The sequence below is a fragment of the Streptomyces sp. NBC_00102 genome, assembly GCF_026343115.1.
Classification (GTDB): Bacteria; Actinomycetota; Actinomycetes; order Streptomycetales; family Streptomycetaceae; genus Streptomyces.
This window is the reverse complement of sequence record NZ_JAPEMC010000001.1, coordinates 5,232,163-5,248,484: the sequence shown is the minus strand read 5'-3', so window position 1 is coordinate 5,248,484 and position 16,322 is coordinate 5,232,163. Positions and strand designations below refer to the sequence as shown.

Sequence of the window (16,322 nt, the reverse complement as noted above, 5' to 3'; positions counted from 1 at the left end):
GCTACTCCTTGATGCCGTCCTCCGTGTCCCCGGTGGCCCCGGTGTCCCCGGTGGCCTCCGTGGCCCCGGTGGCCTCCGGTTCGGGCGCCTCCGGTTCGGCGGCCTTCGGGCCTGCGGCCACGATGGCCTCGCGCGCCAGGGGCAGTACGGCCTCGCCCGGGGCCTGGTCCGGCGCGTTCTCGGGGTGGTGGCAGGCCACTTGGTGCCCGGTCCGCAGCGCGATCAGCGGAGGCTCCTGCGTGCGGCAGACCTCCGTCGCCTTCCAGCACCTGGTGTGGAAGCGGCAGCCGCTGGGCGGCGAGATCGGCGAGGGGACGTCGCCGGTGAGCAGGATGCGCTCGCTCTTGGCGTTCCGGCGCCGGGGGTCCGGGATCGGCACGGCGGAGAGCAGCGCCTTGGTGTACGGGTGCATCGGCGCCTTGTAGAGCGACTCGCGGTCGGCGAGCTCCACGATCTTGCCGAGGTACATCACCGCGATCCGGTCCGAGACGTGCCGGACCACCGACAGGTCGTGGGCGATGATCACGTAGGTGAGGCCCAGCTCGGTCTGGAGGTCGTCGAGCAGATTCACCACCTGCGCCTGGATGGAGACGTCCAGTGCGGAGACGGGCTCGTCGGCGACGACCAGCTTCGGGTTGAGCGCGAGCGCGCGGGCGATGCCGATGCGCTGGCGCTGCCCGCCGGAGAACTCGTGCGGATAGCGGTTGTAGTGCTCGGGGTTGAGGCCGACCACCTCCAGCAGCCGCTGCACCTCCTTCTTGACGCCGCCGTCCGGGGTGACGCCCTGGAGCTTGAAGGGGGCGCTGACGATGGTGCCGATGGTGTGGCGGGGGTTCAGCGAGGAGTACGGGTCCTGGAAGATCATCTGCATGTCGCGCCGGAACGGGCGCATCCGGCCGACCCCGAGGTGCGTGATGTCGGTGCCCTCGAACTCGACGGTGCCCGCCGTGGGTTCCAGCAGCCGGGTGATCAGCCGGCCCATCGTCGACTTGCCGCACCCGGACTCGCCGACGACGCCCAGGGTCTCCCCCGCGCGGACCTCGAAGTCCAGCCCGTCGACGGCCCGTACGGCTCCGGCGGTGCGCTGGAGCAGGCCCTTCTTGATCGGGAAGTGCTTCTCCAGCCCCTTGACCCGGAGCAGCACCTCGCCCTGGGCGACGCCCTTGCCGGCGCGGGGTGCGGGCACCTGGGCGGTGGACGTCCCCCCGGTGTGCGGGGGGACCGGCTCGTTCGGCGTGCTCGTCACTGCTTCGTCGTGGCTCACAGCTTGGGCGCAATCTCTTCGGTCCAGATGCGCTCCCGCTGCTCCGGGGAGAGGTGGCAGGCCGACCAGTGCCGGCTCTCCACCTCCAGCAGCTCGGGCCGCACGGTACGGGTGACGTTGTCCTTGGGTAGGTCCGCGTAGGGACAACGCGGGTTGAAGGCGCAGCCGGAAGGCAGGTTGATCAGCGAGGGCGGCGAGCCCTTGACCGGGATGAGCCGGTCGGTCTGCTCACGGTCCAGGCGCGGCATCGAGCCCAGCAGCCCCCAGGTGTAGGGGTGGCGCGGCTCGTAGAAGACCTTCTCGGCCGGTCCGCGCTCCACGCAGCGTCCGCCGTACATCACGAGGATGTCGTCGGCGAGTTCGGCGACGACGCCGAGGTCGTGGGTGATGACGATGACGGCGGAGCCGAACTCCTTCTGCAGGTCGCGGATGAGGTCGAGGATCTGCGCCTGGACGGTGACGTCCAGGGCGGTGGTCGGCTCGTCCGCGATGAGCAGTTCGGGGTTGTTGACCAGCGACATCGCGATCATGGCGCGCTGGCGCATCCCGCCGGAGAACTCGTGCGGGTAGCTGTCGACGCGCTTGTCCGGCTGCGGGATGCCGACCCGGTCGAGCATCTCGATGGCGCGGGCGCGGGCCTTCTTCTTGTCCACGTCGTGGTGGACCCGGTACGCCTCCACGATCTGCTTGCCGATCGTGTAGTACGGGTGCAGCGCGGAGAGCGGGTCCTGGAAGATCATCGCCATGTTGCGGCCGCGCAGCCTGCGGACCTTGTCCGGGTCGCTGGAGAGCAGTTCGGTGCCGTCCAGCCAGATCTCTCCGGACAACTGGGCCTTGCGCTTGCCGTACTGGCCGGCCGTGTGCAGGCCCATGATGCCGAGCGAGGTGACGGACTTGCCGGAGCCGGACTCGCCCACGATGCCGAGGGTCTTGCCCTTCTCCAGCGTGAAGCTCAGTCCGTCCACGGACTTGACCAGTCCGTCGTCGGTCGGGAAGTGCACCTTCAGGTCGCGGACGTCGAGGAAGGCGCCGGGTGCGGGCGAGGCGGGGGCGGCTGCCTCCGGCACGGCCGTCCCGCTCTTGCTCAGCTCGGTCATGACAGCCTCACTCGGGGGTCGATCACGGCATACAGGACATCGACGAGGAGGTTGGCGACGATCACCGCGAGGGAGGTGATCAGGGTGACGCCGAGAATCACCGGGAGGTCCCGCTCGTTGATGGCCTTGAGCACGGCCTGGCCGAGACCGGGCAGGCTGAAGGCGGTCTCGGTGAGGATCGCGCCGCCGACCAGGGCGCCGAGGTCCATGCCGAGCATGGTGAGGATGGGCGTCATGGTGGAGCGCATGGCGTGCTTGCCGATGACGACCGGTTCGCTCAGCCCCTTGGCGCGGGCGGTGCGGATGTAGTCCTCGCCCATCACTTCGAGCATGGTGGCCCGGGTGATGCGGGCGTACATCGCGGCGTAGAGGAAGGCGAGCGTGACCCAGGGCAGCAACAGCCCCTGGAACCAGCCTCCGACGCTCTCCTCCAGGGGGACGAATCCCGAATCGACCCAGCCCAGGCCGTAGTCGAAGATGCCCAGCGACAGCATGGCGGTGAAGAAGATCGGCAGCGAGACGCCCGAGAGGGCGACGACCATGGCCGAACGGTCCCAGAGCGAACCGCGCTTGAGCGCCGAGAGCACACCGGCCGAGACGCCGGCCAGCAGCCAGAGCACCGCGGCACCGATGGCGAGCGAGAGGGTCACCGGCAGGCGGTCGGTGATGACCGGCCAGATGGCCTGCTCGCTGCGGAAGGAGTAGCCGAAGCAGGGTGCGGCGCAGTCGGTGACGTCACCGCCGCCGGAGTAGGTGCGCCCGACGAAGATGCCCTTGAAGAACTCCCAGACCTGCACGTAGATCGGCTCGGCCAGATGGAGCTTCTGCCGGATGCCTTCCACGGCCGCGGCGTCCGACGTCTTGCCCACGTACATCGTGGCCGGGTCGACACCCGTCCACTTGGGGATGAGGAAGAAGATGCTGAAGACCACCACGATGATGACGATCAGCATCACTGCGGCGGCCAGCAGCCGCCTGATGAGGTATGTGAGCACTGCTCTCGGCCCGGCGGGGTCCGCGGGCCACCGGAGGTCCTCCGGTGGCCCGCGGTCGTACCGCTCCGGCCTTCACCTGCCTTTCGTGCCGTTCGGCGGGTGTGCCGGGGACTGATTACTTCTCGACGCCCAGGCTGACGAAGTCGTACATCCCGCTGTAGGCGTCGGTGGTGTAGACGTTCGTCAGACGCGAGGAGCGGAAGTTGATGAACTTCTCGAAGACGAAGGGCAGGTAGTAACCGCCCTCCATCACCTGGTGGTTGATCTCGGTGGACAGAGCGGTCTTCTTCGCGTCGTCGAGCTCGACGGAGTACTTGTCGAAGTTCCCGTCGATCGCCTTGTCCTTGATCAGGGCGAAGTTGTTGTTACCGCTCTCCAGGATGTACTTGCTGTCCCAGAGGGGCTGACCGAAGCCCTGGACCGAGGGGAAGTCGGGGCCCCAGCCCATGATGATGATGCCGTAGCCCTTCTGCTTGACCACGGTCGGGTTGCCGATGATGCCCGAGGTCTGCGCACCGTCGTACTGGTCGATGTCGACCTTGATGCCGACCTTGGCGAGGGACGCCTGGAGCGACTCGGCGGTGGCCACCTCGACGGGCTTGTTGTTGCGGACCGCGATGGTGGTGGAGAAGCCGTCCGGCTTGCCGCAGGCGGCCAGCTCTTCCTTGGCCTTCGTGACGTCCGCGGCACCGTCGTTGGCGGCGAGACCGTACGGGTCGTACTTCTGGCCCTCGGCGCCGGGCACCGACGGGGGCAGCATGTTGGTGCCGATGTCACCACCGGCGACCGGGCCGCCGCGCGCGGTCTGGAGCGACTTGTGGTCGGCTCCGTAGATCACGGCCTTGCGGCAGTGGATGTTGTCGAACGGCGCGACGCTCTGCGGGAAGACGGCGTAGCGGATGTAGCCGGAGACCGGGTTGTCCAGGTTCTCCTTGGACTCCTTGAGCGCCTTGGTGCGGCCCTGCGGGGAGAGACCCGTCTGGTTGACATCGAGGTCGTACTCGCCGCTGAGCAGCTTGTTGTCCATGTCGTCCGCGTTGGAGAACAGGGTCAGCGAGATCTTGTCCGGCAGCGCCTTGCGGACCGGGTCGGAAGCCTGCTTCCAGTTCTCGTTGCGGACCAGCACGAGGCCCTTGTTGGGCGTGTACGACTCGAACTTGTACGGGCCCGAGGAGAACGGCTTGAGGCCGTACTTCGACTTGGTGTCCTTGTCCTGCCGGACCGGCGAGGACGAGGTCAGCGCGAGGATCTCCTCGAAGTCGCTGTTGGCCGTGGGCAGGTGGAAGACGATCGTCTTGTCGTCCGGGGTGTCGATCGCCTTCAGGCCCAGGTGGTCGGCGGAGGTGTCCTTGTACGGACCCTTGTACTCGCCCTTGGGGTCGAGGATGTCGCGCAGGTAGACCGGGCCGCCGGACAGCACGTCCTGCGCCCACTGGCGCTCGATGCCGTACTTGACGTCCTTCGAGGTGATCGGCTTGCCGTCCTCCCACGTGACCCCGTCGCGCAGGGTGTACGTGTAGGTCTTGCCGTCGTCCGTTATCTTCGCGCGCTCGGCGGCGAGGTCCGGGGTGAGCTCGGTGCCGCCCGCGCCCGGGGCCGTCTTGCTGGTGACCAGCTGACGGCTGTAGTAGCGCATGAAGTTCCACACGAAGCCGTAGTAACCACGCGTGGTGTCCCAGGAGTCGGCATCCTGCGCGCCGGCGAACTTCAGCTCGCCGCCCGCCTTCGCCGAGGCGTTGGCGACCTTGTTGTTCGCCGCGTCGAAGCCGGCCGCGTTGGCGGAGCCGCCGCCGCTGTCCTTGCCGTCGTCGCCACCGCCGCCGCAGGCCGCCGTGGAGAGCAGTGCCGCGACCACGGCCGCAGCGGCCACGGCCTGCTTGCGCCGTGTGTTCCGTCGAGTCGTCACGTTTCGGATCCTCCGTGTGTAGATCGGCCCGTGCGGTGCACGGGCTCCGTGGTACGGCAGTCAGCGAGAACCCTTCGGGTCGAGCGCGTCACGCACGCCGTCGCCGAAGAGGTTGAAGGAGAGGACGGTGATGAAGATCGCCACGCCGGGGATGACCATGTACATCGGGTCCGACTCGTAGTAGCTCAGAGCGGCCGACAGCATCTGGCCCCAGGAGGCGGAGGGCGGCTTCACTCCGACACCCAGGAAGCTCAGGGCCGCCTCGGTGAGGATGTTGGTGGGGATCATCATCGTGGCGTAGACGATGATCGGCGCCACCAGGTTGGGCAGCAGCTCCTTGAAGAGGATGTAGAACCGTCCCGCGCCCAGGCTGCGCGCCGCGTCCACGTACTCCCGCTCGCGGAGGGACAGGGTCTGCCCTCGCACCACGCGTCCGACGTACGGCCATCCGAAGAAGCCGATGACGAGGATCATCACGAAGAGGCGGACACCCGAACCCTCCAGTCCCAGCAGCTTGTTGGGCATGACGGACACCAGCGCGATGATGAAGAGCAGCTGCGGGAACGAGAGCAGCATGTCCATCACACGACTGATGACCGCGTCCAGCCAGCCGCCGAAGAACCCCGCGAGCACGCCGAGGACGGTGCCGAGCACGATGGCGACGAGGGCCGAGAGGAAGCCCACGAGGAGGGAGACCCGGGCCCCGTAGACGATGCGGGCGAAGATGTCGCGGCCGTTGACCGGCTCCACGCCGAACCAGTGGTCCCCGCTGATCGCCCCGTACGAGCCGGTGGGCGTGGAGAACAGAGGGTCGATCAGCTCTTCGTGGTGGTCGTAGGGGGACTGGCCGACCAGATGGGTGATCACGGGCGCCAGCAGCGCGACCACGACCAGGAACAGCACCACGATGCCGCCACCGAGGGCCACCTTGTCCCGCTTCAGCCGCTCCCAGGCGATACGGCCGAGGGAACGGCCCTGCACCGCCTTCCCGGGCGCCGAGCCCGCTTCGAATCCCGCCGGAGGGGCCGCTTCCGTTGTCGGCTCGTGCAGTGGTGCCGTCATCGTGGCAGGGACCCCTCTCAACCGGCGGTGGCCGGCTCACACGTGCCGCGGTGGCGGCGGTTTCGTCCGGTGGTGGCTCGGGACCGAGCGCCCCTTGGAGCGGGAGTCTTCATCCCCGTCGTGATCTGTTGCCAGACTTGACGGCGAATGGATGCCTAACCGTGATCCGACGTGGTCGATCCGTTATCCGGACGCCTGTGAACGACCCCCGGACGCAACACAGTTGAAATCCAATTGATCACAGATGAGGGTCAACGCCATGTCGAGCGGCAGGAGTGGTCAGAGCGGTACATGCCACACATGGGAACGATGTACCCATCAGGGGGCACGCTTCACCGCTCAGCGGTGAAAAAGGCGTGAAAGGCCTCACGCGCGACGCTCCCGGGCACGGACACAGGGGCGAGGGCGACGGTGCGAGGAACCGGAAACGGCTGAAAAGCGCAGGTCACTTCACCCCTGCGGTCGGCCGGGGCCGGCGCGGAACAGCGCGCCGGGGCGGGCCGGTGAGAGTGTCCTCGGGGCGCGGACGCGTCAGTACGTGGGCGGGTAGCCGTAACCGGGGGCCGCGGGCGGCGGCGCGACGGGCTGCGCGTGCGCCTCCCGGTCGTAGAACGGACGGGAGTTGGCCCGCAGCCACATAGCGACCGGGTCGTAGTCGTCGGACATCGCGACCGTGGAGACCGGAAGCCCCTCCGGGACGGCGCCGATCGTCTGCGCCATCATCGCGCGGGCGGACTCGACGGCGGCCCGCCCGGTGTCGTAGAGGTCGAGCCCGATGGCGAGGTACGGGGCGCCGAGCGCCGGCTGCACCCAGGCGCGGCGCAGCGAGCGGACCGCCGGGGTGCGGTGCGCGTTCTGCGACAGCAGCGCGTAGAACTGCGGGATCTCGACGGCGGGTTCGGAGAGGGTGAGCGGACCGGCGGGCAGCCGGTCGAGACCGTTGGCGATCCGGCGCAGGTCCAGCCAGGGGATGCCGACGCCGCCGCCGGGGGTGTGCGGGTTGAGCCAGATTCCCCAGTGGTCGGGGAAGAGCGAACGGGCGATCTCCCGGCCGGTGATCACCTCGTGGGCGCGGTTCCAGCCGCTGGCCGCGAGCTCCTGGGCGGAGGTCACACAGGGGGCGTAACCGAGGCCGTCCACACCGATGTTGCCGTACTGGGCGTCCGGGGAACCGGCCGTGCCGTGCCAGAGCAGCATCCAGACCTGACCGTCCGACAGGGCTCTCAGCAGCTCTTCGTACGCGTCGAAGCGCCCCGGGGTCACCTGGCGCAGCATGTGTTCGACCTGCCCGGCCGCCGCCGTGCCTGACGCACTCACCCTGGGTCCCGCCCCTCGTCGATTCACCGTGTCGCGCGGCACCCCCGGGCGTGCGGGAGCGACCTCGCCATCAAACCAGCTTATGCGCCCTTACTGACACCGACTTGACGCCACCATCCGACATGCCGGACACGGCGGGCCCGTCCCGCGCCTCGGACGGCCCGCGCGGCAACCGGCCGCTCCCGGCCGTCGTCTTGTCGCTCCCGGCCGTCGTCTTGTCGCTCCCGGCCGTTGTCTTGTCGCTCCCGGCCGGTAACGGACCGGCAACCGGTCGCCCCCTGGCCGGTCACTGGAAGAACGGCCGTACCTTCTCCATCATCCAGTCGCCGACCGGGTCCTGCGCCATGTCGAGCAGAACCAGGTTGACGGGCCACGGCACCTGCACGCGGCCGAGCGCGCGGCCCAGCGCGTCCATGGGCGCACCCTGGGTGGTCTCGTTCCACGCCGAGAGCTGGACGCCGACGAAGAGGACGGGGTCGCCGCCCTCGATGCTGGCCAGCGCGCGCCGGGCGGTGGCGACCACACCGGTCTGCCGGAACTCCGCGGACACGGCGGCGAGGAAGTCGACCGGCTCCTCCTTCCAGTCCGGCTCCCAGAGCCGCACCCGGCCACCGCCGGCCGGCCCGTCCAGCGGGGTGTTACCGGCGCGGCAGAGATCGGCGACGGCGGCGGGCGGCAGCGGAAGTCCCACCGCACCGCCGGGGTTGACCGCGATGCCCAGCTGCGGGGGGAGTCCGCGCGCGAACTCGCGGGCGGGCGCGACGGCGAAGGAGAGGTGGGTGCCGACACAGCTCAGGAACTGTGCCTCGGAGCTGAAGACGGGGACGAAGGCGGCGCCGTCGAGCTCGATCGTCGGCAGGTCGAGGTCGGCGCTGGTGGGGCCGCCACCGTTGGGCAGCGGGATCCAGACCTGGCTGCGGCCGAGCACCTCGACGAGCCTGGCGCCCGCCCCGGGGACGCCCATCGAGGCGCTGAGCACTTCTTCGAACTCGTTCGCCGGCCACCCCTGGAGCTGGTGGGGCGACGTCTGTGCCGGGATGTCCACTGCCTCTGCGTCCTCTTGTCGACCGTGTCCTGCGGCAGAAACACTAACCGGCGCGGGGCCCCGGCGTCCCGGCCACGCTGCCGTCCCCGGTGTTCTCCCGCATCCCGGGCACCCCGCCCGGCACGCCCTCCGGCGGTTCGGACACCGCCACCTCCGCAGGGACGGCCGCAGCCTTCGCCGCGTCCACCGCCCCGGCCGCCGCCTCCGTAGGGACGGTCGCCACCTCCCCCGCCCCCTCGGCCGCCGCCGGGAACGCGAGGGCGAGCAGCGCCCCCGCCGCCGGGCGGTCCAGCAGCACGGCGGAGGCGCACCCCCGGGGCAGCAGGCCGCGCTCCGCGTCGCGCAGCAGCCGGCCGACCGCGCGCCGGTGCCGGGCGAAGGCGTACCCGGAGACACCGCGTCCGCGTTCGCGCTGGCCCGCTCTGGCCGTCTCGGGGGTCACGTCGAGCAGCACCAGGTGGAGGGTGCGGCCGCGGCGCACCGCGTGGCGGGCCAGCCAGCGGCGTACCCAGGTCTGCGTCCCGCAGTCGTGGACGACGACCGCCGCGCCGGAGCGGAGCGCCCCGAGCAGCCCGTAGTAGTGGGCGGCGCGGACCAGCGGGCGGTAGAGGGCGTACGGGAGTAAGCGGGGCAGGGCCGCGGTGAAGCGGTCCCGGGTGTCCTGGGAGTCGACGGCGCGGACGGTGACCGTGCGCCGGATCAGGGTGGACTTGCCGCTGCCGGGCAGTCCGGAGACGACGACGACGTCCCCGGGGCCGAATTCCAGCCGCCGCGGTCCGTCCCGCCCCCCGCCGCGCAGGTCGCGTACGGCCGGCGGCGCCTGCTCCGCTGCGGCCGGTGCGTGCCACGCCCGGACCGCCCCCCGCACCACCCCCGCGTACGGTCGCAACGACATCGGCACTCCCCCTGTCGAGTCACCCCACACCTGCCCACAAAGTGTAAAGAAAAGGTAATGCGGAGCAACCGTCCGCGGCGGGAGGCCGGGCGCGGGGTACCGGCCGCCGGGGCCGCCCGTCCTGCGTGCGATGATGTGCGCGCAACTGCATACCGGCCGTTTGAATCCACGCGGGAGAGTCCCGGCCACCGTGTGTGCCGGGCGCCGAAGGAGCAAGTTCCTCCCTTGAATCTCTCAGGCCCCGTACCGCGTGGATGAGGCAGATCTGAAAAGCGAGCCGTTCCGCGGCTCCACCCAAGGTGCAAGCCGACCCGTCAGGGGCCTCTCGGCGAACCTCTCAGGTTCCGATGACAGATGGGGAGGGACCGTCCTCGTCGTCATGCCCTGCGCCCTGGGAGCCACACCTCATGAGCACCGCCCCCCGTACGACCGCCCTCGATGCGCTGCATCGCTCGCTGGGCGCGACCATGACCGACTTCGCGGGCTGGGACATGCCGCTGCGGTACGCCAGCGAGCGTGACGAGCACCACGCGGTACGCACCCGCGCCGGACTCTTCGACCTCTCCCACATGGGCGAGATCGCCGTCACCGGCCCCGAGGCCGTCCGCTTCCTGAACCACGCGCTCGTCGGCAACATCGGCACGGTCGGCGTCGGCCGGGCCCGCTACACGATGATCGTCCGCGAGGACGGCGGCATCCTGGACGACCTGATCGTCTACCGGCTGGCCGAGACCGAGTACCTCGTGGTGGCCAACGCGGGCAACGCACAGCTCGTCCTGGACACCCTGACCGAGCGCGTCGCCGGCTTCGACGCCGAGGTCCGCGACGACCGCGACGCGTACGCGCTGATCGCCGTCCAGGGTCCCGAGTCCCCCGCCATCCTGAAGGCCGTCACCGACGCCGACCTGGACGGGCTGAAGTACTACGCGGGCCTGCCCGGCACGGTCGCCGGGGTTCCCGCGCTCATCGCCCGTACCGGCTACACCGGCGAGGACGGCTTCGAGCTCTTCGTCGCGCCCGAGCACGCCGAGTCCCTCTGGGCGGCGCTCACCGAGGCCGGCGCCCCGCACGGCCTGATCCCCTGCGGGCTCTCCTGCCGCGACACGCTGCGCCTGGAGGCGGGCATGCCGCTGTACGGGCACGAGCTGACCACCGCGCTGACCCCGTTCGACGCGGGCCTGGGCCGGGTCGTGAAGTTCGAGAAGGAGGGCGACTTCGTGGGCCGCGAGGCCCTCACCGCCGCCGCCGAGCGCGCCGAGACCGCCCCGCCCCGCAAGCTCGTCGGCCTGGTCGCCGCGGGCCGCCGGGTGCCTCGTGCCGGTTTTGAGGTCGTCGCCGACGGCAAGGTGATCGGCGAGGTCACCTCCGGCGCCCCCTCCCCGACGCTGGGCAAGCCGATCGCCATGGCGTACGTGGACGCGGCCTTCGCCGCCCCCGGCACCGAGGGTGTCGGCGTCGACATCCGGGGCACCCACGAGCCGTACGAGGTCGTGGCCCTGCCCTTCTACAAGCGTCAGAAGTAGGCGTCGGGGCCCGTCGCGCCCCGCCCACGCCCCGCCCACCGGGCCGGACGTGACGCAGTCGCGTCTCATCCCGTAAGACCATCGTTCATCAGCACTCACCCGCGTACAGGAGAATTCAGGTCATGAGCAACCCCCAGCAGCTGCGGTACAGCAAGGAGCACGAGTGGCTGTCCCCCGCCGAGGACGGCGTGGCGACCGTGGGCATCACCGAGCACGCGGCCAACGCGCTCGGTGACGTCGTGTTCGCCCAGCTCCCGGAGGTCGGCGACACGGTGACCGCGGGCGAGACCTGCGGCGAGCTGGAGTCGACCAAGTCCGTCAGCGACCTGTACTCGCCGGTCACCGGCGAGGTCACCGCGGCGAACCAGGACGTGGTGGACGACCCGTCCCTGGTGAACTCGGCCCCCTTCGAGGGCGGCTGGCTGTTCAAGGTTCGCGTGGCGGAGGAGCCGGGGGATCTGCTCACCGCCGACGAATACACCGAGTTCTCCGGCAACTGAGACCCAAGGGACCGCCTGATGTCGCTTCTCAACTCCTCCCTCCACGAGCTGGACCCGGACGTCGCCGCCGCTGTCGACGCCGAGCTCCACCGCCAGCAGTCCACCCTCGAAATGATCGCCTCGGAGAACTTCGCTCCGGTCGCCGTCATGGAGGCGCAGGGCTCCGTCCTCACCAACAAGTACGCCGAGGGCTACCCGGGCCGCCGCTACTACGGTGGCTGCGAGCACGTCGACGTGGTCGAGCAGATCGCGATCGACCGCATCAAGGCGCTCTTCGGCGCCGAGGCCGCGAACGTCCAGCCGCACTCCGGTGCGCAGGCGAACGCCGCCGCGATGTTCGCGCTGCTCAAGCCGGGCGACACGATCATGGGTCTGAACCTGGCCCACGGCGGTCACCTGACCCACGGCATGAAGATCAACTTCTCCGGCAAGCTCTACAACGTGGTCCCGTACCACGTCGGTGAGAACGGCACCGTGGACATGGACGAGGTCGAGCGCCTCGCCAAGGAGTCCCAGCCGAAGCTGATCGTGGCCGGCTGGTCCGCGTACCCGCGCCAGCTGGACTTCGCCGCCTTCCGCCGCATCGCGGACGAGGTCGGCGCGTACCTGATGGTCGACATGGCCCACTTCGCGGGTCTGGTCGCCGCGGGCCTGCACCCCAACCCGGTGCCGCACGCCCACGTCGTCACGACCACCACGCACAAGACCCTCGGCGGTCCGCGCGGCGGCGTGATCCTCTCCACCCAGGAACTCGCCAAGAAGATCAACTCGGCGGTCTTCCCGGGCCAGCAGGGCGGCCCGCTGGAGCACGTGATCGCGGCCAAGGCCGTGTCGTTCAAGGTCGCGGCCTCGGACGAGTTCAAGGAGCGCCAGCAGCGCACCCTGGACGGTGCCCGCATCATCGCCGAGCGCCTGGTCCAGCCGGACGTCACCGAGGTGGGCGTCTCCGTCCTCTCCGGCGGCACCGACGTGCACCTGGTCCTGGTGGACCTGCGCAACTCCGAGCTGGACGGCCAGCAGGCCGAGGACCGGCTCCACGAGATCGGCATCACGGTCAACCGGAACGCCATCCCGAACGACCCGCGCCCGCCGATGGTCACCTCCGGTCTGCGCATCGGTACGCCGGCCCTGGCGACCCGCGGCTTCCAGGCGGAGGACTTCACCGAGGTGGCGGAGATCATCGCCTCGGCCCTGAAGCCCGCGTTCGACGCCGAGGACCTGAAGGCCCGCGTTGCCGCGCTGGCCGAGAAGTTCCCGCTGTACCCCGGCCTGAAGAAGTAGCAACCGCCCGTTCACGGGCATTTTTCGCAGGTCGGGCGGGGCATCGCGCACACTGGAAGGTGAGCGCGGTGCCCCGCCGCGTTCCCTACGGGGCATCTTCCCCGCTCCCCCACCCCCACTTTTCGTTTCGCCGGTGGACAACGGCGTCCGCCCAGCTAGGAGTCTCAACCGTGGCCATTTCGGTCTTCGACCTGTTCTCGATCGGCATCGGACCGTCCAGCTCCCACACCGTGGGCCCGATGCGGGCCGCGCGGATGTTCGCGCGCCGCCTGAAGAACGAGGGCCTGCTCGCGCCGACCGCCGCGATACGCGCCGAGCTGTACGGCTCCCTGGGCGCGACCGGCCACGGCCACGGCACACCGAAGGCGGTCCTCCTCGGCCTGGAGGGCGAGTCCCCCCGGACCGTGGACGTCGAGGCGGCCGACACCCGGGTCGAGCAGATCCGCACCACGGGCCGCATCAGCCTGCTGGGTGCCCACGAGATCCCGTTCGACGCGGACGAGGACCTGGTCCTGCACCGCCGCAAGGCCCTCCCGTACCACGCCAACGGCATGTCCCTCCACGCGTACGACGAGACCGGCGCGCTGCTGCTGGAGAAGACGTACTACTCCGTGGGCGGCGGGTTCGTCGTCGACGAGGACGCGGTCGGCGCCGACCGGATCATCCCCGACGACACCGTCCTCGCCCACCCCTTCCGTACCGGCGACGAGCTGCTCCGCCTGGCCCGGGAGACGGGCCTCTCCATCTCCTCGCTGATGCTGGAGAACGAGAAGGAGTGGCGCACCGAGGAGGAGATCCGTACCGGTCTGCTGGAGATCTGGCGCGTCATGCAGGCATGCGTCGGCCGGGGCATGTCACGCGAGGGCATCCTCCCCGGCGGCCTCAAGGTCCGCCGCCGCGCCGCCAACACCGCCCGCCAGCTGCGTGCCGAGGGCGACCCGCAGACCCACGCGATGGAGTGGATCACCCTCTACGCCATGGCGGTCAACGAGGAGAACGCCGCCGGCGGCCGGGTCGTGACCGCCCCCACCAACGGTGCGGCCGGCATCATCCCGGCGGTCCTGCACTACTACATGAACTTCGCGGCCGGCGGCGCCACCCCGGAGGAGAAGGACGACAGCGTCGTCCGCTTCCTCCTCGCGGCGGGCGCCATCGGCATGCTCTTCAAGGAGAACGCCTCGATCTCCGGCGCCGAGGTCGGCTGCCAGGGCGAGGTCGGCTCCGCCTGCTCCATGGCCGCCGGCGCGCTCGCCGAGGTCCTCGGCGGCTCCCCCGAACAGGTCGAGAACGCCGCCGAGATCGGCATGGAGCACAACCTCGGCCTCACCTGCGACCCGGTCGGCGGCCTCGTCCAGATCCCCTGCATCGAGCGGAACGGCATGGCGGCCGTCAAGGCCGTCACCGCCGCGAAGATGGCCCTGCGCGGCGACGGCACCCACAAGGTCTCCTTGGACAAGGTCATCAAGACCATGAAGGAGACCGGCGCCGACATGTCCGTCAAGTACAAGGAGACGGCCCGGGGCGGGCTGGCGGTGAACATCATCGAGTGCTAGGGAAGTGGGCTCTGACCAGCATGTTCGCATCTTTCAGCGCTGTCAGGGCCTTCCCTGCTTACTCGACCGAAAGTCCCTGGAGACTCCCTGGGGCAGACGTGAAAGTCCCTGAAAAGTCCCCGGGAAGTCCCCGAGGAAGGGGCTCTTGACCTGCAGGTTTGCGGTACTCGAATAACACCGGATGCGCCGCTCACCCACCACAGGATGTATCAAATCGATCCCTCAGGACCACACGAGGGGTACCATTTGATACATGGATGCTGCGGAAAACTCGCGCCTGAAACAGCGGCTGGCCGGACTACCCCCCACATTCACGACGGCGCAAGCACGTCAGGCCCTGCTCTCCCCTCGCGATCTGGCGCAATTGGTCACGGAAGCGGAGATAGACGAACTGTCCCGTGGGGTGTACCGGCGTGCAGACGCCCCGGAGACCGCGCACGCGGATCTGCTGGCCGTGTGCGCACGGGCTTCTCGCGCCGTCGTGTGCGGTGAATCCGCCTTGGCCCTGCATGAGCTGATCGACGACATCCCCACAGCAGTACACATCGCCGTGCCGCGCGGTACACGCCGCCCGACGATTTCCTACCCGCCGACCGTGGTGGCGCAGTACGCCGCGAAGACCTTCGACCTCGGTATCGAACGGTTCGAAGCAGCCCCGGGAGAGACCATCCCCATGTACAACGCGGCCCGCAGCGTCGTCGACGCGATGCGCCACCGCAGCCGCCTCGGCGAGACCCTCGCCCTGTCCGCGATCGGCCGCTACCTGCGCCGGAGCGGGCGAGGCGGAGTCAGCGAACTTCAGCACGTCGCAAGCGAGTTGGACGCTCTCTCCGTCGTCCGCCCCGCCGTAGAAGCGGTGCTCGCCTGATGGCCAACCCCACCCGCAGCACCACGGCCGGCCGCGTCTACAACGACCTGCGCAACCTGGCCCGCCGCACCAGCCGGTCAACGGACGAGGTCATGGTCGAGTACGTCCTCGAACGGTTCCTCTACCGCCTGGCCTCATCACCCCTGGGCCGGGAGCACTTCGTTCTCAAGGGTGGCCTGCTGCTCGCCCAGTTCGGCGCACGTCGAATGACCCGCGACATCGACATCCTCGGCCGGTCGTTCCCAGGCACAGAAACCGAGATCATCCACAGAATCGCGGCCATCGCCGCCACCGAGAGCGACGACGGAGTGGTGTTCGATGACACGGCGCTCAAGACGGTTCCCATCCGCGAGGAGGACGAATACCACGGCCTACGCCTGTCCATGGCCGCTTCCATCGCCCGAGCGCGACTCAAAATCCAACTGGACGTCAGCTTTGGCGACCCCGTCACGCCCGTCCCCCGGCTCATCGACTACCCACAACAGCTCACGGAGGAAAGCTTCCAGATCTTCGGTTACCCACTGGCCACCGTCATCGCCGAGAAACTCTCCACCGCTGTCTCACTCGGCGACCTCAACACCCGCGACCGCGACTACGGCGACCTCTACCGCTTGCTCACCCTCAACGACCTGGACGGCCAAGAACTCACCACAGCACTGACCGCCACCGCCACACACCGCGGTATCACCCTGAAACCCCTCAGCTCCACCATCACCGACCTCGCCGAGCGCCGCCAGACCTCCTACACCGCCTGGCGCCGTCGGCAAGGCCCCGCCGCAACCAGCTACCCCGAACGCTTCACGGACGTCGTCCGGCAGGTCACCGCCTTCGCAGACACACTCCTCAACGGCGACGCTGTCAGCCTCACTTGGAGTGCGGCGACCCTCACGTGGTCATGAACCAGACCTGGTCGACCGACCAGGCCTTGGGGTGAACATCATCGAGTGCTGATTCCGCAGGCCCCGGAACTGTCCCGTGGCGTGTACCGGCGTGGTGGGGGCCCGGCGGTCGTCGGC

At 69.5% G+C, this 16,322-nt stretch carries 13 protein-coding genes, 1 pseudogene and 1 riboswitch; of the genes and pseudogenes, 6 read left to right on the top strand and 8 right to left on the bottom strand.

The features are described from left to right. Position 1: 1 nt before the first annotated feature. The 8 genes and pseudogenes from OHA55_RS23430 to OHA55_RS23395 form a co-directional block, all read right to left on the bottom strand. On the bottom strand, positions 2–1,186 hold the full coding sequence (locus OHA55_RS23430) for an ABC transporter ATP-binding protein (RefSeq protein WP_266711087.1): 1,185 nt from the start codon (positions 1,184–1,186) through the stop codon (positions 2–4). Positions 1,187–1,260: 74 nt separating this feature from the next. After that, the gene (locus OHA55_RS23425; RefSeq protein WP_266709377.1) at positions 1,261–2,361 is read right to left on the bottom strand and encodes an ABC transporter ATP-binding protein; all 1,101 of its coding nucleotides are present in this window, start codon (positions 2,359–2,361) and stop codon (positions 1,261–1,263) included. Next, a complete protein-coding gene (locus tag OHA55_RS23420) occupies positions 2,358–3,356 on the bottom strand; it encodes an ABC transporter permease (protein WP_266709375.1) in 999 nt (332 codons plus the stop codon). The genes OHA55_RS23425 and OHA55_RS23420 overlap by 4 nt, the downstream gene beginning before the upstream one ends. Positions 3,357–3,471: 115 nt before the next feature. Beyond that, positions 3,472–5,262 (bottom strand): ABC transporter substrate-binding protein, encoded by a 1,791-nt coding sequence (locus OHA55_RS23415; RefSeq protein WP_266709373.1) that lies wholly within the window; start codon positions 5,260–5,262, stop codon positions 3,472–3,474. Between the two features lie 60 nt (positions 5,263–5,322). Then, positions 5,323–6,324, bottom strand: coding sequence for an ABC transporter permease (locus OHA55_RS23410; protein ID WP_266709371.1), 1,002 nt, complete (start codon positions 6,322–6,324; stop codon positions 5,323–5,325). A 531-nt stretch (positions 6,325–6,855) separates the two neighbouring features. Beyond that, positions 6,856–7,641, bottom strand: a complete 786-nt coding sequence (locus OHA55_RS23405) for an enhanced serine sensitivity protein SseB C-terminal domain-containing protein (RefSeq protein WP_266709370.1) — start codon at positions 7,639–7,641, stop codon at positions 6,856–6,858. Between the two features lie 286 nt (positions 7,642–7,927). Next, entirely contained in the window at positions 7,928–8,686 is a 759-nt protein-coding gene (locus tag OHA55_RS23400; RefSeq protein WP_266709369.1) for an enhanced serine sensitivity protein SseB, read from the bottom strand. Positions 8,687–8,927: 241 nt separating this feature from the next. After that, a pseudogene (locus OHA55_RS23395) lies at positions 8,928–9,581 on the bottom strand (AAA family ATPase); the annotation flags it as partial. Positions 9,582–9,742: 161 nt separating this feature from the next. Next, positions 9,743–9,840, top strand: a riboswitch (glycine riboswitch). Positions 9,841–9,988: 148 nt separating this feature from the next. On the opposite strand from OHA55_RS23395, the gene gcvT reads away from it, so the two are divergent. The 6 genes from gcvT (at position 9,989) to OHA55_RS23365 (ending at position 16,205) form a co-directional block, all read left to right on the top strand. Then, positions 9,989–11,104 carry a glycine cleavage system aminomethyltransferase GcvT gene (gene gcvT / locus OHA55_RS23390; protein ID WP_266709367.1) on the top strand — a complete coding sequence of 372 codons (1,116 nt, stop codon included), beginning with the start codon at positions 9,989–9,991 and terminating at the stop codon, positions 11,102–11,104. 122 nt (positions 11,105–11,226) lie between these two features. After that, positions 11,227–11,604 (top strand): glycine cleavage system protein GcvH, encoded by a 378-nt coding sequence (gcvH, locus tag OHA55_RS23385; RefSeq protein WP_266709365.1) that lies wholly within the window; start codon positions 11,227–11,229, stop codon positions 11,602–11,604. Positions 11,605–11,622: 18 nt separating this feature from the next. Further along, complete coding sequence (gene glyA / locus OHA55_RS23380) at positions 11,623–12,885, top strand: serine hydroxymethyltransferase (RefSeq protein WP_266709363.1); 1,263 nt, start codon at positions 11,623–11,625, stop codon at positions 12,883–12,885. 170 nt (positions 12,886–13,055) lie between these two features. Beyond that, positions 13,056–14,438, top strand: coding sequence for an L-serine ammonia-lyase (locus OHA55_RS23375; RefSeq protein ID WP_266709361.1), 1,383 nt, complete (start codon positions 13,056–13,058; stop codon positions 14,436–14,438). A 253-nt stretch (positions 14,439–14,691) separates the two neighbouring features. Beyond that, complete coding sequence (locus OHA55_RS23370; RefSeq protein WP_266709359.1) at positions 14,692–15,306, top strand: hypothetical protein; 615 nt, start codon at positions 14,692–14,694, stop codon at positions 15,304–15,306. Beyond that, positions 15,306–16,205: a nucleotidyl transferase AbiEii/AbiGii toxin family protein gene (locus OHA55_RS23365; protein WP_266709357.1), complete on the top strand. Its 900-nt coding sequence runs from the start codon at positions 15,306–15,308 to the stop codon at positions 16,203–16,205. Before OHA55_RS23370 ends, OHA55_RS23365 begins: the two co-directional genes overlap by 1 nt. The last annotated feature ends 117 nt before the right edge of the window (positions 16,206–16,322 follow it).

What these genes read in the sequence shown, in the direction of transcription:
- OHA55_RS23425 (WP_266709377.1), bottom strand. Translation starts at nt 2,361, where the DNA reads ATGACCGAGCTGAGCAAGAGCGGGACGGCCGTGCCGGAGGCAGCCGCC.
- OHA55_RS23410 (WP_266709371.1), bottom strand. Translation starts at nt 6,324, where the DNA reads ATGACGGCACCACTGCACGAGCCGACAACGGAAGCGGCCCCTCCGGCG.
- gcvT (WP_266709367.1), top strand. Translation starts at nt 9,989, where the DNA reads ATGAGCACCGCCCCCCGTACGACCGCCCTCGATGCGCTGCATCGCTCG.
- gcvH (WP_266709365.1), top strand. Translation starts at nt 11,227, where the DNA reads ATGAGCAACCCCCAGCAGCTGCGGTACAGCAAGGAGCACGAGTGGCTG.
- glyA (WP_266709363.1), top strand. Translation starts at nt 11,623, where the DNA reads ATGTCGCTTCTCAACTCCTCCCTCCACGAGCTGGACCCGGACGTCGCC.
- OHA55_RS23370 (WP_266709359.1), top strand. Translation starts at nt 14,692, where the DNA reads ATGGATGCTGCGGAAAACTCGCGCCTGAAACAGCGGCTGGCCGGACTA.
- OHA55_RS23365 (WP_266709357.1), top strand. Translation starts at nt 15,306, where the DNA reads ATGGCCAACCCCACCCGCAGCACCACGGCCGGCCGCGTCTACAACGAC.